This window comes from Amycolatopsis sp. NPDC021455, from assembly GCF_040640995.1.
Classification (GTDB): domain Bacteria; phylum Actinomycetota; class Actinomycetes; order Mycobacteriales; family Pseudonocardiaceae; genus Amycolatopsis.
Window position 1 is genome coordinate 17,292 of the sequence record NZ_JBFACT010000081.1, and the last position, 15,878, is coordinate 33,169.

Consider the following 15,878-nt stretch of genomic DNA (forward strand, 5'->3'; position numbering starts at 1 on the left):
GTCGACGAACCCACCGAGGCGCACGAACGGCGCAGGGCACTGCTGCGGGAGTGCGTGGCGCGGGCCGTCGCGCCCCGACATGTCCTAAGAGGACCGTGGGTTCGTCGCCTTGTGCAGGAGGAACTCCAGCGGGCCGCGCCGGAAGAACCGCGACCACGCCAGTGCGAACACGACCGCACCCGCGATGAACCCGAGGAGCACGGCAGGCGGCTCGCCCTGCGTCCCGCTGAGCCCGAGCACCGCGATCGCGACGACGTGCCCGGTGTAGGCGGTCAGGGACATCGCGCCGACCGCCGTCACCGGACGCCACAGCCGGGGCCAGGACAGCTTGTCGGTGAGGACCAACGCGCAGACCAGCACGGTGATCGCCACCCCCGCGGAGCCGGCGATCTCGAACGGCGTGCCGCTGTGCGCCGACGAACCCAGCAGCTCCGCGGGGTCACCGGTGGGCACCACGCCCGAGTCCTTCGGTTCCTTGCCGCCGCCGGGTTCCGTGACACCGAAGAGCCACATGGCCGACCAGGAGCCGCCGTACCCCACGACGGTCAGCGCCGGGCCGACGATCGCGAGCCGGATCCTGGCCGCCGGGGCGGCGAGGTCGAGGCGGCCGGCGGCCATGCCCGCGAACACGACCGGCAGCCAGGTGGCGGCGGGGTAGCTGCCGGTGAACAGCAGCCGCAAAATGCCCTCGCCGCCGATCGCTTCGACGGGGTCGAGGGAGGTGATCAGCTGCCCCCAGCCGCTCCGGTCGAGCGCGCGACGCACCACGAAGGACAGCAATGGACCGGCGATCGCGGTGGTGGCGGCGATCAGCGCCAGCGCGGGTGCCCGCAGCCGGCTGAACGGCAGGGCCAGCAGGAAGAAGACGCCGTAGTAGGCGAGGATCACCGCGACCGTGGTGCCGGTCATGGTCAGGGCGGTCCCGAACAGCAGGAGGATCCCGCCGCGGACGGCGATCCGGCGCGCCGCCCGCCGCCACGGCCCGCCGGTCAGCGGCTGCGGCCCGCCGGAGATGATCGCCAGCGAAAGGCCGGCCAGGGTGGCGAACAGGACGGACGAGCGGCCCTGCACGAACTCCATCAGCACGCCGGTGACACCACCGACGGCCGGATCCGGGCCGACGTGCGCGCCGAACATGCCGAAGACGGCGAGCCGCGCGCCAGGTCGATGCCGGCGAGGCGTGCGACTCCCGGTTTCGCCGCGTTTTCGGTGACCGCCATGGTCTTCAGCGTCGTGAACCGTGCCGGACGCTCGCATCCGCCGGTGAGCGGGACACGCCCCGCCGCCCGGCTGGAGTTCGGCCCTCCGGTCGTCAGGGAGCCGCGGTGCGGCCGCGCTTCCCGTGAGACTGTTCCGTCATGATGACTCCACTCGTCGCCGGGTTGTTCGCCCTTGCCGGGGTGACGCTCGGGGTGTTCCTCGAGCCGGTCAAGGCGCGCGTCGCCGCCCGGGCCCGGTTGCGGGAAGAGCGGGCGGTGCGTTGCGCCGAACTGGTGGAGGCCGCGACGACCGCCCGCGACGCGATCCTGTGGCTTTTCCGGACCGTCCGCACGGTCGCGCCGCCGGTGGCCGCCGACCCCGCGCTGGTCGTGGAAGCCGAGCAGCGCTACTGGAGTGCCCGCAGCGACGTCAAGAAGGCGCTGCTGCTGCTCCGGCTGGTCGGTCCGGAGCAGCTGATCACGGCCGCCGAGGCCGTCGCCGAGGCCGACCGGGCCTTGCGCACGCTGTGGTTCGACCGGGAACCGGCGGCTCGGCGGCCGAACTCCGCCGAGATGCTCGAAGTCGTGGAAAGCGGCCGGCGGGCGTTCGACGAGTTCACCGACGTCGCCCGCCGGCTGACCGCCCCCGTCTGAAACCGCGGCGGGTCAGGGGGTCCGGAACCGCGTGGTGAAGACGCGGTCGAAGCGCCGCGCGGCCAGGCCTTCGCGCTGCACCGCCCAGCCGGCCGCCGCCGCCCGCAGCGAGGCCTGCGTGAACTGGCGCGGCGACCATGGCCCGGAAGGAGTCCAGCAGGTCCGGCGATGCGGAAGCCGCCGCGGAACCGTAGCGAACGACCGGGTGCGGGGACCCGTCGCCCGACGGATCCCCGCACCCGGTGCTCAGCGGCGGCCGCTGAGCGCGCGGCCGCCGGCGTACTCCGCCTGGGCGCCCAGTTCCTGCTCGATGCGGATCAGCTGGTTGTACTTGGCGGTGCGGTCCGAACGGGACAGCGAACCGGTCTTGATCTGCCCGCAGTTCAGCGCCACCGCGAGATCCGCGATGGTGGCGTCCTCGGTCTCGCCGGAGCGGTGCGACATGACCACCGAATACCCCGCGCGCAGCGCCGTGTTCACCGTCAGCAGCGTCTCGCTGAGCGTGCCGATCTGGTTCACCTTGACCAGGATCGAGTTGGCGATGCCGAGGTCGATGCCCTTGCGCAGCAGTTCGACGTTGGTGCAGAACACGTCGTCGCCGACCAGCTGGCAGCGGTCGCCGATCGCGTCGGTGATCTGCTTCCAGCCGTCGAAGTCGTCCTGCGCCATCGCGTCCTCGATCGAGACGATCGGGAACTTGCCGACCAGCTCGCTCAGGTACTCCACGTGCTCCTCGACCGACCGCTTGCGGCCCTCGCCCCGGTAGTCGTACACGCCGTCGGCGTAGAACTCCGAAGCCGCCGGGTCCAGCAGCAGCGCGACGTCCTCGCCGGGGGTGTAGCCGGACTTCTCGATCGCGCCGACCACGAACTCGAGCGCCTCGTCGGCGGAGTTCAGGTTCGGCGCGAACCCGCCCTCGTCGCCGACGTTGGTGTTGTGGCCCGCTTCGTGCAGGCTCTTGCGCAGGGTGTGGAACACCTCCGAGCCCACCCGCACGGCCTCCTCGAAGCTCTCCGCCCCCACCGGCGCGATCATGAACTCCTGGAAGTCGATGGCGTTGTCGGCGTGCGCGCCGCCGTTGATGATGTTCATCATCGGCATCGGCAGCACGTGCGCGAACACCCCGCCGACGTAGCGGTACAGCGGCTGGCGGTGGGCCGCGGCGGCCGCCTTGGCCACCGCGAGCGAGACGCCGAGGGTGGCGTTGGCGCCCAGCCGCGCCTTGTTGGGCGTGCCGTCCAGCTCGATCATCGTCCGGTCGACGACGTCCTGCTCCTCCGCGGCCAGGCCCCGGACCGCGTCGGCGATCTCGCCGTTGACCGCGGCGACGGCCTTGCGCACGCCTTTGCCGTGGTAGCGGGTCTCGTCGCCGTCGCGCAGCTCGACCGCCTCGTTGGTGCCGGTCGACGCGCCCGAGGGCACGGCGGCGCGGCCGGTCGAGCCGTCCGCCAGTTCGACGTCGACCTCGACGGTCGGGTTGCCGCGGCTGTCCAGGACCTGCCGTCCCACGACGCGCACAATCGCGGTCATCTCGCTCCTCAAGCCAGGTGAATCGGTCAAGAACCATCCTGCCCCGACCCGGCCCGGTGCGGCCACCCCCTTCCGCCGGCGTGCATCCGGCGCCCAGGCCCGAGATCATGGGGCGATGACCGGTACCCGGCCGGGGCTGGGCGTCGTCGGGCGCCGCCTCGCGCAGTTCATGCTGGACGAGATGCTCGTCTTCGTGCCGATGCTGCTGCTCGCGATCGCGGTGGTCTGGCTGTTCCACCCGCACGGCGTGGCGCTCCTGACGTTCCTCGAGGTCGTCGTCTACACCATGCTGGCGCTCGACTTCGCCGGCCAGTGGTTCGTCTACGCGTGGTGGCCGTACCGGCACGGCGGGCAGACGCCGGCGATGCGCTGGCTGCGCCTGCGGGTCGTGACCCTGGACGGCACGCACCCGACACTCGGCGCGTTCGTCGTCCGCCAGCTGCTGATGCTGGTCGACGGCTTCGCCTGGGGGCTGGCCGGGATCGCGGTGATGCTGGCGACTCCCCGCCGGCAGCGCTTCGGCGACGTCGTGGCGCGCACGGTCGTCGTCCGCGTCCCGGGGCGCCGGACCGGCCCCGGCGGCTCAGCGCACCAGGCCGCTTTCCCAGGCCCAGATGGCGATCTCGGTGCGGTTGCGGACGCCCAGCTTGCGCTTGGCCGCGCCGATGTGGGTCTTGACCGTGGGCATCGACACCACGAGTGAGCGGCAGATCTCGTCGTTGGTCTCCCCGCGGGCGACGGCCTTCACGACGTCGAGTTCGCGCGGGGTGAGCGGGTTCTCCGGTGCGGTGGCCCGGCGGGGGTCGCGCCGCGCGAAGTGCGCCAGCAGCCGCGTCGTGATCGCGGGGGAGACCAGCGCTTCGCCGTGGGCGGCCGCGTGCACGGCCTCGACGAGCAGGTTCGGCCCGGCGTCCTTGAGCAGGAAACCGCACGCGCCGGCCCGCAGCGCCGCGTGCACGTTCTCGTCGAGCCCGAACGTCGTCACCATCACCACGCGCAGCGGTTCCGGAACGTCCGGGCCCGCCAGCAGCTCCGTCGCCCGCAGCCCGTCCACGCCGGGCATTCGGATGTCCATCAGCGTGACGTCCGGGCGCAGCTCCCGCGCCAGGCGCACCGCCTGGTCCCCGTCGGCGGCCTCGCCGACGACTTCGATGTCCGGCTCGCCTTCGAGGATCAGCCGGAACCCGGCGCGGACCATCGCCTGGTCGTCGGCGATCAGCACGCGCGTCGGCAACCCGGTCTCCCCTCGCCTCAGCCGGGTTCGAGCGGCAGCCGCGCGGCGACGCGCCAGCGACGGCCTTCCGCCGGACCCGCCTGCACCGTACCGCCCACCGCCGCCACCCGTTCCGCCATCCCCAGCAGCCCGTAGCCGCCTCGGCGGGCGGGCCGGGCGGCGCCGTCGTTGACCACTTCGACGCGCAGCTCGCCGGGCGGTTCGTGGTGGACGAGGACCCGCACTTCGGCGGCGTCGGGCGCGTGCCGGCGGATGTTGGTGAGGGACTCGGTGAGCAGCCGGTGCGCGGTGGTGACGACCTCCGGCGCGACCGGGAGACCGGCGAGGCCGGGGCTGACGTCGAGGTGGATGCGCTCGTCGTCCGGCACCGCGCGGTCCACGGCGGCGGCGAGGTCGGCGGGCGGGACGAAGAGGTCTTCCTCGCCGGTCCGCAGCGCGCCGACCAGCCGGCGCATCGCGGAAAGCGCGGCCGCGCCGGCGGTTTCGAGCTCGGCGAACGTCGTGGTGTCGCCGCCGGTGCGCTCGGCGACGCGGTGCGCGGCCTGGACGCGCACGACGATGCCGGTGATCTGGTGGGCGACGAGGTCGTGCAGCTCGCGGGCCAGCCGCAGCCGCTCGGCGTTGCGGAGCTCGAGGACCTCCACGCGGTGGCGGACTTCGGCGTCGCGCAGGACCAGGCCGCCGGCCAGCGCGCCACCCCAGGCCACCGCGGCCCCGGCGGCGAAGAGCGCGGCGGGGGAGCCGGTGCCGTACCGCAGGATCGGGGCGAGCGTGGCGGCGCAGCCGCCGAGGACCGCCTGCGCGGTGGCCGCTTTCGGCGAGAGCCGGTGACAGCAGGCGCCGACCATCAGCGCGAGCGCGACGGTTTCGGCCGCGCCAGGCTGCGGTGGGAGCCGCGCGCCCGTCGTGGCGAGTGCCGCGGTGACCGCCGTGCCCAGCAGCGACAACCCGGACACGGCGGTGGCCAGCCCGGCGATGTGGCCGGGGAACCGCCGGCGCAGCACGGCCAGCACCGCCACGACCGGGCCGACGCCCGGCGCGAACTCGACGGCGACGGACGTGAGCTCGCCCCGGCCCGGACCGGCGCGGGCGGCGAGCACCATGTCGAGCACCACGAGCGCGCCGAGGACGACCGCCTCGGCCACGAGCGGGCCACGGCGGCCGGTCCACGGGATCCGCGACTGGCCGGCGAAGGTCACCCGCCGATCGTGCCGCACCGCGCCCCTTCGCGCCCCGCACCTGGCGCGAAACTCCTACCCGGGTAGGAGGCCGCGGCGGGAATCTCGTCCCACCGGCCGATCGCGGGCGCGGTCGTCCCCGGAAGACTCTGACCGATGGACGACCGGAGTGAGGGGTGCTGATGGGGGAGACCGACTTCACGGCGGGCACGCGGCCCGCCGGAGGCAGGATCGAGGGCCTGCCGGGCTGGTACTTCGTGCTCGTCGGGCTGCTGGTGGCGAGCAACGACCTCAGCCGGCAGTTCAGCGACCGCTACGGCTGGGTCGCGCTGCTGCCGCTCGTGCTCCTGGCAGTGCACCTGACGCTGTGGTTCACGCTGCTGTCCCGGCGGCGGCGGTACCTGCGCGCGGTGTGGCGCAGCAAGCAGGCGCTCGTGCTGGTCGCCGTGCTCTTCACGCTGCGGCTCGGGCTGCAGTGGGGGCTCGCGAAGCTGACCGACGAAGCCGCGCCGCTGCACAGCTACACCCACCTGGTCATCGGCCTGGTGATGCTCGTCGTGACGACCGCGGGCGCCTGGTTCGACCAATGGCTCATCCTGCGGGTGGTGAACCGGCGGCCGGACCACTGAGCGGCGTTGCCCTGGAGCTTACTTACTTGTAAGTTAGCATCATGACGACGTTCGAGACTGACGTGGCCGCGGCCGACCTGGGCGCGGTCGAAGCGTTCTGCGACCGGTGGGAACAGGCATGGAACGCCCACGACGCCGACGCGGTCGCCGCGCTGTGCGCGGAAGACCTCGTCTACGACGAGCCCGCCCTCGGGCACACGGCGCACGGCCCGGACTCCATCCGGGAGTTCGTGACCCGCATGGCACGCGCTTATCCGGACTATTCGTTCACGGGAGTGGGGCGCTACGCCGAGGTGACGCGGCGGGCCGTGCTGGTCGCCTGGCGCTTCACCGGCACGTTCGCCAAGACGGGCGCCCGCGTCGAGTTCCACGGTGACGACCGGCTGGAACTGGGGGAGGACGGCCTGATCCACGCCTACCGCTGCCTGTACGACAACAAGTTCGTCCTGAGCCAGCTGGGCCGCGAAGGATGACCGGTGGCCGCGCTCGGCTGCCCGCCGCGGCCCGCCGGGCGGGGATCATCGAAGCGGCCGACGCGGAGTTCGCGGCGAACGGGCTGGCGGGCACGCGCCTGGAGGCCATCGCCGGCCGGGCCGGGATCTCGCACCCGCGCATCGTGCAGATGTTCGGCACCAAGCAGAAGCTGTTCCTCGAAGTCGTCCACGCGGCCTACGACCGGATCGAAGCCGCGTTCGACGGCGCCGAGCCGACGCTGGTGGCCCTCGGCACCGCTTACGTGCGGCTCCTGCGGCGTGACCGGACCGTCGGGCAGGTCGTGCTGCAGGGCTACGCGGCGGCGGCCGACGAGACCGTCCGGGAGGCGGTGCGGCAGCGTCACCTCGGCCTCATGGAGGCGGTCGCCCGCCTGACGGGTGCCGACGCGCTGCAGGTGCGCACGTTCTTCGCGACGGGACTCGTCCAGACGATCTCGGGGGCGCTCGAGCTGCCCGGCCGGCGCGCCGACACGGCGTGGAGCGCGTGGATCCTCGAACTCGCCGATCCCGAACCGCACGAAAACCGCGGCGGCGGTTTGGCTTCGGGATCGGCCGGGTAACGCTCGGAGGCGGACGTCTTCAGCAGGGAGGACGGGAGCCCGGGAAGGGTGATGTCGTCATGCCCGACGAGACGGAGGGCGGCAGCGCGTGGTCGCTGGACCTCCGGGGCACCTCGGCGCCGGTGCTGGTGCAGGTCCGCCGCTGGGCGTCCCGCACGCTGGCCGGCGTCGACGACGCTCATCTGGTGGACGTGCTGATCGTCGTCACCGAGCTGGTCACCAACGCCTACGACCACGGCCGGGGGCCGTCGGAAATCCGGATGGGCTTCACCCCGCGGCCGTGCCTGGTCCGGGTCGAGGTCGACGACGGCTCCCCGGCCCACCCCGTGGTGGCGAGCCCGTCGCTGACCGCGCTCGGTGGCCGCGGCATGCTGATCGTGGAGAAGCTCTCCGCCGCCTGGGGCGTCCGGGACGACCCGGAAACCGGCGGCAAGACGGTGTGGGCGGAGGTGGCCTGCGACTCAGCCGGCTGACTGACCCCCGAGCCGTCCTCAGCCGCTGGCGTTGCCGGCGTAGTTCACGGTGACGTTCTTGAAGCCGAGCGAGCGCAGCAGGCCGATCAACATGGTCCTGGTGTTCCGCTCGGCGTCGGCCACCAGCGTGCTCTTCGCGGCCGCCTCCTGGATCTGTTTCTGGGCCAGCTCGTAGAGTGCCTGCTGGGAGTTGGGGTTCCCGTTGAGGAAGTCGTTGATCCGGGTGAACAGCCCCTGCTTCTGGGCATAGACGTAGGACTCGTGCACGTCCAGCGTCGCCGGCTCCAGCTGGGCGTGCCCCAAGGTGATCGTGGCCGACTGGCGGTCGTCGGAAACCTTGACGGCGTCGCCCTTCAACCGGGAGAAGTCCACGTACGCGTTGTCCGTGCCCACCCCGATGAACAGCGTGTCGCTGCCCACGAGGAAGCTCGGCAGGACCGAGCTCGTCGTGATGTCGACGACCACCTGGAACGAGCCGCTGGCGGCCTCGTAGCGCGAGAGCTCGACGATCGACTGCAGGAGCACCGGACCCGAGTGCTCCTCGGCCCGTTCGGCGAACGGGTTGCGCAGCTGGGGTAACAGGTGAACGGCCGATGCGACGAGTACCGCGGCGACCAGAACCACCGCTGCCACGCCGATGGCGACGAGCCGCTTGCCCCAAGCACCCATACCGGCAGGAATACCCACACCGCCGCCGGGTCAACCGACGGGCGGCGGTACGGTGCTCCGGTCCGCGTGACCGGCTGTGACAACGGGAGACGTCGTGCGCAAGTCCCTGTGGCTGTGGGTCCTGCTCATCCTCCTCGCCATCCTGGTGCTCGCCCTGATCTTCGGCGGCTACCGCAAGGGCACCAAGCTCGGCGTGCCCGCCGAACCGCGGCCGGCGGCGGCTTGGACCCTGGGCCGGACGGCGTAACGGAATCGTCCGAGGTTCGTTGACAGCCGCTCGGCTCAAGCGCCCCAATGTGGCGTTGGGTGCGTTGGACGCACCGAACGCCACATTGGGGTTGTTTCAGTAGCGTCGATGTCTGGTGTGGTGATGCGGGTTGCCTCGCGCGGCTACCTGCACTCGGCGAGCTTCTGTGGCCGGCGGTAGCCGTGAATCCCGCGGGGCTGCGGGGCTGTGGGTGTCTTGAACGAGTCGTTCAAGACACCCCAGGTCCTGAACGACTCGTTCAAGACATGAGCGGGCCGCGGCCGGCCGAGTGGCCTGCCACGCCTGGCCCACGCAGCCCGCCAGTGAGAAAACCTCATTGGGGCGCATCGGCCCGCGCGACGAACAACCTGCGCCGCGCGGCACCAGCGGAATCGTCCGAAGAGGACATCGGCGGCGAATGTCCGCAAGGGACGGTCGCCGGCTTCGGCCAGGTCACCGGACGGGGGTGAGGGCGTCGAGGAGGGCGCGGACCTCGTCGGCTTCGGGCGTGCCGAGGGCGGTGTAGAGGGCGAGCGCCTCCCGGTAGTGCTCGCGCGCCTGGTCCGGCCGGCCGAGGGCGTGGTGCGCGCGGCCGAGGCCGGTGTGGGCGCGGGCCTGCTGTTCGCTGGCGTCGATCTCGGTGGCGATGGCGAGGGCGGCCGTGTGGTGGGCGAGCGCGTCGGCGGGGTGGCCGGTGGTGTTCGCGGCCTCGCCGCGGGTGTTGAGCGCCGACGCTTCGCCGTCCCGGTCGCCGGTGTCGCGGAAGATCGTGAGGGCCCGCTGGTGGCATTCGGCGGCTTCGGCGGGCCGGCCGCGGCGGAGGTGGAACGTGCCGAGCAGGTCCAGTGTCCAGGCTTCGCCACTGCGGTTGCCGAGCTGCCGGAAGAGGGCCAGCGCCTGCCGGAGGTGACGGCCCGCCGGGGCGTAGCGGCCCGAGCGGAGTTCGACGTCACCGAGGTTGTTCAGCGCGTGGGCCTCGCTGTCGCGGTCGCCGATCCGCCGGGCCAGGACCAGGGCCTGGGTGCAGTGGCCCGCCGCCGACCGGTGGCGGCCCAGCCGTCCCTCGACGATGCTGAGGTTGGTCAAAGTGCGGGCTTCGCTGTCCCGGTCGCCGGTCCGGCGGAGCAGGGTCAGCGCCTGCGCGTAGTGCTCGACGGCGGTCTGGCAGTGCCCGGAGAGGTCCGCGATGATGCCGAGGCTGTTGAGCGTGCGGGCCTGGCCGGCCGCGTCCGTGGTCTGCCGGAACAGGTCCATGGCCTGCCGCAGGTATTCGGTCGCCTGCTCGTGCCGGCCCAGCCGCCAGTGGGCGACGCCGAGGTCGGTCAGCGCGTGCGCCTGCTCGGCCGGGTCGCCGGTCTGGCGGGCGGCCTCATGCGCGTGGCCGTGCACGGCCACGGCGTCGGTGTGGTGGCCGCCCTGGAGGTAGCGGTGCAGCACGCGGGAGAGCCGGATGGTGTGCGACGGCCAGCCGTGGACGGCGGTGTGCGCGGAAACGGCGACCAGCGTGGGACGTTCGGCGTCCAGCCAGGCGCGGGCGTCGTCCGGGTCGCTCAGGGGCGGGACCGGGGTGCCGGCCGGGGCGACCGCCGGGCGCTGGTGGGCCTGGGCGGGGTGCAGGGTGTTCATGGCCGCGGTGGTGGCGGCGAGGTAGTGGTCGAAGAGGCGGGTGAGCGCGGCGCGGCGGTCGGCCGGGCGGTCTTCGTCCAGGGCGCGGGTGGTGGCGTGGACGCGCACCAGGTCGTGGAAGGTGTACCGGCCGGGCGTGACCTCCTGCAGCAGGTGGTCCTTGCGCAGGTGACGCAGGTGCGCGCCGGCGGTGCCGAGGTCCGTGCCGGCCAGGGCCGCGGCCGCGTAGGCGTCCACGTCCTGGCCGGGGTGCAGGGCCAGCAGCCGCAGCATCCGCTGCCGGTCGGGCGGCAGGTCCCGGTAGGACAGCTGCAGGGCGAGTTCGACGCCGGTGTCCAGGCGCCGGTCCCGGTGGCGTTCGTCGAGCCAGTCGGCGTGGTCGGTCAGCGTCCAGCCGGGTTTGGCGCGCATGTGCCCGGCGACGAGGCCGAGGGCCAGCGGCAGCCGGCCGCAGCGCTCGGCGATCCGGGCGGCGGCCCGGGTGTCGCCGCCGTCCGGGACGTGGGGTGCGGCCTGACGCAGGAACCGGACGGCCTCGGCGGGGGCGAACACGTCCACTTCGAGGTGCACGGCCGCGGGCAGCCCGGCGAGGCTGCGGCGGCTGGTGACCAGCGTGACGCAGCCGGCGGAGCCGGGGATCAGCGGCCGGACCTGGGCGGCGTCCGCGGCGTTGTCCAGCACGACGAGGGCGCGGAGGCCGGTGAGCAGGTCGCGGTAGAGCGTGCGGCGGGCGTCCAGGTCGTGCGGGACCTGCTGCCCGGGCACGCCGAGCAGGCGCAGGAAGCCGTCGAGGACGGCGGCCGGGGCGGCGGGTGGCTGGGCGGGGTCGGGGTGGAAGCCGCGCAGGTTGGCGAACAGCACCCGGTCGAACGGCTGCCGTTCGCCGAGCAGGTGGCCGGCGTGGACGGCGAGCAGGGTCTTGCCGACGCCGGCCATGCCTTCGATCGCGGAGATCACCACCGCGCCGCCGTCCTGCTCGTCCAGGAGCCGGCCGAGCTTCTCGAGCTCCGTGGCGCGGCCGGTGAACTCGGCCATGTCCCGCGGCAGCGTGTCCTGGACCCGGACCTGGGCCGCCGCCGTGCTCTCCCCGCCGATGACGCGGAGTGCCTGGTGCCATTGGGCCGCGTAGCCCGCGTCCGGGTGCAGCGCCCGGACCACCGCCACGACCAGGTCGGTGTTCACCCGGCTCCGGCCGGGCCGGAAGAGGTCCACGACGGTGGTCTTGCCCGCCAGCTCGCTCGCCGGCCGGCCCATCGCGGTCCACTCCCGGTTGACCCGCTCCTTGATGGTCTCGTAGGACGGCGAACCGGCCCAGGACTTCAGCAACCGCAACCGTTCGACGAGGTCGTCGAGGGTGGTCGCCGCTCCCGGGGCGGGTGGTGCGGTGAACGTGACCGCGGAATGCCCGTCTCTCGCCGGCTCGTCCATGCGGTTCTCCCCACGTAGTCGTGTCCTTCGCGCAGGCAGACGCATGACTCGCGTTCGGGTTCGGTCGGGATCGCCCGGCGGCACCGCGCCGGAGCGGAAGCTGGGCGCCGGCACTCTTCCGTGCCACACGAAAGGGGAGAGTCATGCAGTGGAGACAGGCCGGCCGGGGTGCGACGATCGGGGTCCTCGCGGCCGGGATGCTGGCGGTTTCCGCCACGGCCGCGTTCGCGGACATCGTGCGGGGGAACAACGGGCCGGCGGTGCGGTGTGTCCAGCACGTCGTGCACAGCTACAACGGGATCAGCGTCGGCTCCAGCGGTGAGGACGGGGATTTCGGTGGCAACACCGAGCGCGCCGTGAAGACCTACCAAGGGCGGAAGGGGATCGGCGTCGACGGCCGCGTCGGCCCGATCACCGGTCACGTGATGTTCCAGGACGTCCAGAACCTCCACCAGCTCGCTCACCACACGGGCGACACGGACCTCTTCACCGACACCGGCCGCTGGCTGAGCACCTGCCCGGGCGCGTCGAGCGTCTTCCAGTGACCGCCGCGGGGCCGCAGGGCACCCGCTGACCGAAATCGCGTGCCGCGCCGGCAGGCCGGCCGTCATGGGGGTCCGGCCGCGCTACCCGGGTCGACGGGTAGCGCGGCCGGGAGACCGGCGGGTCGCGGCCACCGCCACCAAATCCCGAAGTCCACGCCGCCCGCGAAAAGAAATCAGGGCACGGCCCGCCCGATCTGTATCAGGCGAAGTGTTACGGCATCCGGTCCAAAGGCGACTTACAGTTCGACCGCCAGCCGGGAAAGGGGCCGTGATGAAGGTGCGAAGGTGGATTTCCGGAGTTCTCGCGGCGGTCTCCGCCGTGGTGCTGGTGCTGACCTTGTCCTGGCCCGACTGGATCGAGGAAATTTTCGGCGTGGCGCCCGACTCCGGGGACGGCTCGGCCGAGTCGCTCCTGGTGGTGGGACTGGCGGCCGTGACCGTGGCGTCTTCCGCGGACGCCGGCCTGCTGTGGTGGCGATTGCGCCATTCCGGCCCGCGTCGATTCGGGAACGGCGGGTCCGGCCATGGTCAGTGAAAAAGTGACGATTTCCGCGGCGGACCCGGATCGGCCGCGCAAACGTGATTTTCCGTCGGCCGCCTCGGATTCGGTGACCACGCACAAAGCACGGAGCGCCTGGTTCCAGGCGCGCGAAGCCTGGCCGGAGCGCGAGGCACCCGTCGAGTTGCTGCTGCGGGCGCGGGCGGAGGCCGTCACTCCGGCACCCGCGGGCGAGCAGTGGGCGCCGGTCGGGCCGTCCAACATCGGGGGCCGGATGACCTGCGTCGTCTGCCATCCGGATGACCCGGACCGGCTGTGGGCGGGCGCGGCCGGCGGCGGTGTCTGGCGCAGTTCCGACGGTGGCACGAGCTGGGAGCCTCGGTGGCACAGCGAGCCGTCGCTGAACGTCGGCTCACTCGCCGTCGACCCGGGGAACCCCGACGTCCTGTACTGCGGCACCGGCGAAGCGAACCTGTCGGCCGACTCGCACGCCGGTGTCGGGGTGCTGCGGTCGCTCGACGCGGGGGACACCTGGGAGCTGTTCGCTCCCGCGGACACCACCGGCCTGCCGCGGCGGATCGGCGCGCTGGCCGTGGACCCGTTCGACTCCGCGCACCTGCTCGCCGGCGGCGTCAGCCACGTCCGGGGCGAGGCCAGTGGTCTGTTCGTCTCCACCGACGGCGGCCGGACCTGGACGCGTCAGCCGCTGGTCGGGCCGGCGCGGTACTGGTGCCACGCGGTGCGGTTCCATCCGCGGCGACCCGGGTGGATCTTCGTGACGATCGCGGCGAACGGCTCGCCCACCGGGATCTGGCGGTCCCGCGACGGCGGGGTCACCTGGGAGCACCTCGCCGGCGGCCTGCCCGACCCGGACCTGATCGGGCGGACGTCGCTCGCCCTCGCGCCGTCCGACCCCGACGTCGTCTACGCCCTGGTCGAAAGCGGCGGCAAGGTGCTCGACGTGTACCGCAGCGACGACGCCGGCGACGGCTGGAAGGCCATCGGCGGGGCGCACTTCGCGGACGAGCGGCAGATGTCCTACGGCAACACGATCGTCGTCCACCCCGAGAACCCCGGCTGGGTGCTGTGCGGCGGCGTGGACCTGCACCGGACGACCGACGGCGGCGGGCACTGGGAGCAGGTGACCCACTGGGACGACGACCGCGGCACCTCGCGGTACGCGCACGCCGACCACCACGCGCTCGCGATGCCGGCCGGCCGCCCGGGCCTGGTCTACGACCTCAACGACGGCGGCATGGACGTCAGCACGGACGGCGGGACCACCTGGGAGAACCGGAGCAACGGCCTGGCCACGAACATGTTCTACGACGTGGAGGTGGCCGCGGAAACCGGCGCCTTCATCGCCGGCGGCGCCCAGGACAACGGCACGCTCGCCACGCTCGACGGCACGGCGGGCTCGTACTTCGAGCTCAGCGGCGGCGACGGCGGCTGGGTGGTGATCGACCGCGCGGACTCCGATCACCTGTTCACCACGGCGCAGCACATGCTGGTGTTCCGGCACCGCTCGGCCGACGGCTGGAAGCGGGTGTCGCCACCGGAGGCCGACGCGGCCAAGCCGTGGATGGTGTTCGTGGCGATGGATCCCGCGACCGCCACGACCCTGGTCACCGGCTCGAAGCGGGTGTGGCGCACCACCGACGACGGCGACACGTGGCAGCCGGTGTCCGCGGTGCTCGACGGCAGCGACATCACCACGATCGACATCGCCAGGGCCGACAGCAGGCGGATCTACGTGGGCACCGAGAACGGCGGCGTGTTCCGCAGCACCGATGGCGGTGCCACGTGGAGCGGGAACCTGGCGAGCACGGTGCTTCCCGGCCTGACGGTCACCCGGGTGAGCAGCCGCGCGGACAACGCGGAGGTGGTCTACGCGACGGTCGCGAACTTCGGCAACCGGCACGTGTTCCGGTCGGCGGACGGCGGCGTGACGTGGACCGACGTCGACCGCGGCGACCTGCCGGACGCACCGGTGTTGTCGATGGCGTTGCCGTCGGCCCACCCGGACCGGATCTACGTCTGCGGCGACGCCGGAGTCTTCGTGTCCGACGACGAAGGCGCGACGTGGGCGAACCTGACAGGCACGCTGCCGAACGTCACGGTGGTCGACCTGGTCTACCACGAAACCGACCGCACGCTGACGGCCGCCACCTACGGGCGCAGCATCTGGCGGCTGGTGGTGGACTGAGGTCGGCCGGGGTCAGTGCCGGGTGCCGAACCACTTGGCCCGCGACGCGGTCACGTCCGGGCTCTCGCCGACGCGGGGGCCCGGCGCGATCCGCGGGCGGGCGGTGCCGGTGATCCGGTAGAGCGGGAAGGAAACCCCGACCTCGACGCGGCCTACGTCGGGGGTGAGACCGGCCGGGGCCGTGCCGTCGGGCACCGCGATCCGCACTGCCTCCGCCGGTTCGCCGACGGCGTCGAGCAGCCCGGTGACGACCTCGCTCTCGACCGGGTCGACGAACAGCACCTGCCGCACCGCCGGGGACACCCCGGCCGTGGGCAACCGCTCGACGGGCACCAGGATCGCGCGTTCCCCGGACCGCGACCGCAGCCGCCGGGCCTCGAGCCCGGCCGCGTCGGCCAGGTCGAGCGGTCCGGGCTCACCTCCGGCGGGCTCGAACGTCTCGACCGGCTCCCACCGCGGATCGGCAGTCATGGCACCTCCCAGGCGACCTGGCTCGACCACGGTAACCCCCGGCGAGCTCGGCGGCCCGCCGTCGGCGCCGGGCCGGGCACCTGCGGCGGTCACCGGTGGGCCTGGTCGATCGCCGACTGCAGGGACCGCTGGTAGCCCTCCGAGGTGTAGGTGGCGCCGCTGACCGTGTCGATCCGCGCGCTCTGGGCCTGCAGCGTCTCCTGGTTCAGCGCCGGCACCGCGGTGGAGTTGATGCG

At 72.9% G+C, this 15,878-nt stretch carries 18 protein-coding genes; 10 read left to right on the forward strand and 8 right to left on the reverse strand.

Features of this window, described 5'->3' with window-relative positions; translation table 11 throughout:
- Positions 1-84 precede the first annotated feature (84 nt).
- Entirely contained in the window at positions 85-1,137 is a 1,053-nt protein-coding gene (locus tag AB0G28_RS43425) for a DUF418 domain-containing protein (RefSeq protein ID WP_361103594.1), read from the reverse strand.
- Positions 1,138-1,358: 221 nt separating this feature from the next.
- On the opposite strand from AB0G28_RS43425, the gene AB0G28_RS43430 reads away from it, so the two are divergent.
- Complete coding sequence (locus AB0G28_RS43430; RefSeq protein WP_361103596.1) at positions 1,359-1,853, forward strand: hypothetical protein; 495 nt, start codon at positions 1,359-1,361, stop codon at positions 1,851-1,853.
- A gap of 246 nt (positions 1,854-2,099) precedes the next feature.
- Here the strand turns inward: AB0G28_RS43430 and eno are convergent, their stop codons facing one another.
- The gene (eno, locus tag AB0G28_RS43435) at positions 2,100-3,383 is read right to left on the reverse strand and encodes a phosphopyruvate hydratase (RefSeq protein WP_361103598.1); all 1,284 of its coding nucleotides are present in this window, start codon (positions 3,381-3,383) and stop codon (positions 2,100-2,102) included.
- 115 nt (positions 3,384-3,498) lie between these two features.
- Here eno and AB0G28_RS43440 point away from each other — a divergent pair, with 115 nt between their 5' ends.
- The gene (locus AB0G28_RS43440; protein ID WP_361103600.1) at positions 3,499-4,086 is read left to right on the forward strand and encodes an RDD family protein; all 588 of its coding nucleotides are present in this window, start codon (positions 3,499-3,501) and stop codon (positions 4,084-4,086) included.
- Here the strand turns inward: AB0G28_RS43440 and AB0G28_RS43445 are convergent.
- Positions 3,967-4,617, reverse strand: coding sequence for a response regulator transcription factor (locus AB0G28_RS43445; RefSeq protein WP_361103602.1), 651 nt, complete (start codon positions 4,615-4,617; stop codon positions 3,967-3,969). The genes AB0G28_RS43440 and AB0G28_RS43445 overlap by 120 nt on opposite strands.
- Positions 4,618-4,634: 17 nt before the next feature.
- Positions 4,635-5,816, reverse strand: a complete 1,182-nt coding sequence (locus tag AB0G28_RS43450; RefSeq protein ID WP_361103604.1) for a histidine kinase — start codon at positions 5,814-5,816, stop codon at positions 4,635-4,637.
- A gap of 161 nt (positions 5,817-5,977) precedes the next feature.
- On the opposite strand from AB0G28_RS43450, the gene AB0G28_RS43455 reads away from it, so the two are divergent.
- Genes AB0G28_RS43455 through AB0G28_RS43470 form a run of 4 tightly spaced genes read left to right on the forward strand, consistent with a single transcriptional unit; the run spans position 5,978 to position 7,951 of the window.
- On the forward strand, positions 5,978-6,424 hold the full coding sequence (locus tag AB0G28_RS43455) for a hypothetical protein (RefSeq protein WP_361103606.1): 447 nt from the start codon (positions 5,978-5,980) through the stop codon (positions 6,422-6,424).
- Positions 6,425-6,465: 41 nt separating this feature from the next.
- A complete protein-coding gene (locus AB0G28_RS43460) occupies positions 6,466-6,897 on the forward strand; it encodes a nuclear transport factor 2 family protein (RefSeq protein WP_361103607.1) in 432 nt (143 codons plus the stop codon).
- On the forward strand, positions 6,894-7,478 hold the full coding sequence (locus AB0G28_RS43465; RefSeq protein ID WP_361103609.1) for a helix-turn-helix domain-containing protein: 585 nt from the start codon (positions 6,894-6,896) through the stop codon (positions 7,476-7,478). Before AB0G28_RS43460 ends, AB0G28_RS43465 begins: the two co-directional genes overlap by 4 nt.
- 59 nt (positions 7,479-7,537) lie before the next feature.
- Positions 7,538-7,951 (forward strand): ATP-binding protein, encoded by a 414-nt coding sequence (locus AB0G28_RS43470; protein ID WP_361103611.1) that lies wholly within the window; start codon positions 7,538-7,540, stop codon positions 7,949-7,951.
- An 18-nt stretch (positions 7,952-7,969) separates the two neighbouring features.
- Here AB0G28_RS43470 and AB0G28_RS43475 read toward each other — a convergent pair whose 3' ends face one another.
- Entirely contained in the window at positions 7,970-8,620 is a 651-nt protein-coding gene (locus AB0G28_RS43475) for a DUF4230 domain-containing protein (protein ID WP_361103613.1), read from the reverse strand.
- 94 nt (positions 8,621-8,714) lie between these two features.
- Between AB0G28_RS43475 and AB0G28_RS43480 the strand changes: the two genes are divergently transcribed.
- Complete coding sequence (locus tag AB0G28_RS43480; protein ID WP_361103615.1) at positions 8,715-8,867, forward strand: hypothetical protein; 153 nt, start codon at positions 8,715-8,717, stop codon at positions 8,865-8,867.
- Between the two features lie 453 nt (positions 8,868-9,320).
- On the opposite strand, the gene AB0G28_RS43485 is transcribed toward AB0G28_RS43480, so the two are convergent.
- Entirely contained in the window at positions 9,321-11,921 is a 2,601-nt protein-coding gene (locus AB0G28_RS43485; protein ID WP_361103617.1) for a tetratricopeptide repeat protein, read from the reverse strand.
- A gap of 143 nt (positions 11,922-12,064) precedes the next feature.
- Here AB0G28_RS43485 and AB0G28_RS43490 point away from each other — a divergent pair, with 143 nt between their 5' ends.
- The 3 genes from AB0G28_RS43490 to AB0G28_RS43500 all read left to right on the forward strand — a co-directional run bounded on the left by AB0G28_RS43490 (position 12,065) and on the right by AB0G28_RS43500 (position 15,171).
- The gene (locus tag AB0G28_RS43490) at positions 12,065-12,466 is read left to right on the forward strand and encodes a peptidoglycan-binding domain-containing protein (protein ID WP_361103619.1); all 402 of its coding nucleotides are present in this window, start codon (positions 12,065-12,067) and stop codon (positions 12,464-12,466) included.
- Between the two features lie 271 nt (positions 12,467-12,737).
- Complete coding sequence (locus AB0G28_RS43495; RefSeq protein ID WP_361103621.1) at positions 12,738-13,001, forward strand: hypothetical protein; 264 nt, start codon at positions 12,738-12,740, stop codon at positions 12,999-13,001.
- Positions 13,002-13,074: 73 nt separating this feature from the next.
- Positions 13,075-15,171 (forward strand): hypothetical protein, encoded by a 2,097-nt coding sequence (locus AB0G28_RS43500; RefSeq protein WP_361103623.1) that lies wholly within the window; start codon positions 13,075-13,077, stop codon positions 15,169-15,171.
- A 12-nt stretch (positions 15,172-15,183) separates the two neighbouring features.
- Here AB0G28_RS43500 and AB0G28_RS43505 read toward each other — a convergent pair whose 3' ends face one another.
- A complete protein-coding gene (locus tag AB0G28_RS43505; protein ID WP_361103625.1) occupies positions 15,184-15,642 on the reverse strand; it encodes a hypothetical protein in 459 nt (152 codons plus the stop codon).
- Positions 15,643-15,731: 89 nt separating this feature from the next.
- Positions 15,732-15,878: FMN-binding protein (locus AB0G28_RS43510; protein ID WP_361103629.1), on the reverse strand; the 147-nt coding region annotated here is incomplete at its 5' end.

Bases quoted from the DNA above. Each gene is read 5' to 3' on its own strand.
- AB0G28_RS43425 (WP_361103594.1), bottom strand. From the start codon at position 1,137: ATGTTCGGCGCGCACGTCGGCCCGGATCCGGCCGTCGGTGGTGTCACC.
- AB0G28_RS43430 (WP_361103596.1), top strand. From the start codon at position 1,359: ATGATGACTCCACTCGTCGCCGGGTTGTTCGCCCTTGCCGGGGTGACG.
- eno (WP_361103598.1), bottom strand. From the start codon at position 3,383: ATGACCGCGATTGTGCGCGTCGTGGGACGGCAGGTCCTGGACAGCCGC.
- AB0G28_RS43440 (WP_361103600.1), top strand. From the start codon at position 3,499: ATGACCGGTACCCGGCCGGGGCTGGGCGTCGTCGGGCGCCGCCTCGCG.
- AB0G28_RS43455 (WP_361103606.1), top strand. From the start codon at position 5,978: ATGGGGGAGACCGACTTCACGGCGGGCACGCGGCCCGCCGGAGGCAGG.
- AB0G28_RS43460 (WP_361103607.1), top strand. From the start codon at position 6,466: ATGACGACGTTCGAGACTGACGTGGCCGCGGCCGACCTGGGCGCGGTC.
- AB0G28_RS43465 (WP_361103609.1), top strand. From the start codon at position 6,894: ATGACCGGTGGCCGCGCTCGGCTGCCCGCCGCGGCCCGCCGGGCGGGG.
- AB0G28_RS43470 (WP_361103611.1), top strand. From the start codon at position 7,538: ATGCCCGACGAGACGGAGGGCGGCAGCGCGTGGTCGCTGGACCTCCGG.
- AB0G28_RS43475 (WP_361103613.1), bottom strand. From the start codon at position 8,620: ATGGGTGCTTGGGGCAAGCGGCTCGTCGCCATCGGCGTGGCAGCGGTG.
- AB0G28_RS43485 (WP_361103617.1), bottom strand. From the start codon at position 11,921: ATGGACGAGCCGGCGAGAGACGGGCATTCCGCGGTCACGTTCACCGCA.
- AB0G28_RS43490 (WP_361103619.1), top strand. From the start codon at position 12,065: ATGCAGTGGAGACAGGCCGGCCGGGGTGCGACGATCGGGGTCCTCGCG.
- AB0G28_RS43495 (WP_361103621.1), top strand. From the start codon at position 12,738: ATGAAGGTGCGAAGGTGGATTTCCGGAGTTCTCGCGGCGGTCTCCGCC.
- AB0G28_RS43505 (WP_361103625.1), bottom strand. From the start codon at position 15,642: ATGACTGCCGATCCGCGGTGGGAGCCGGTCGAGACGTTCGAGCCCGCC.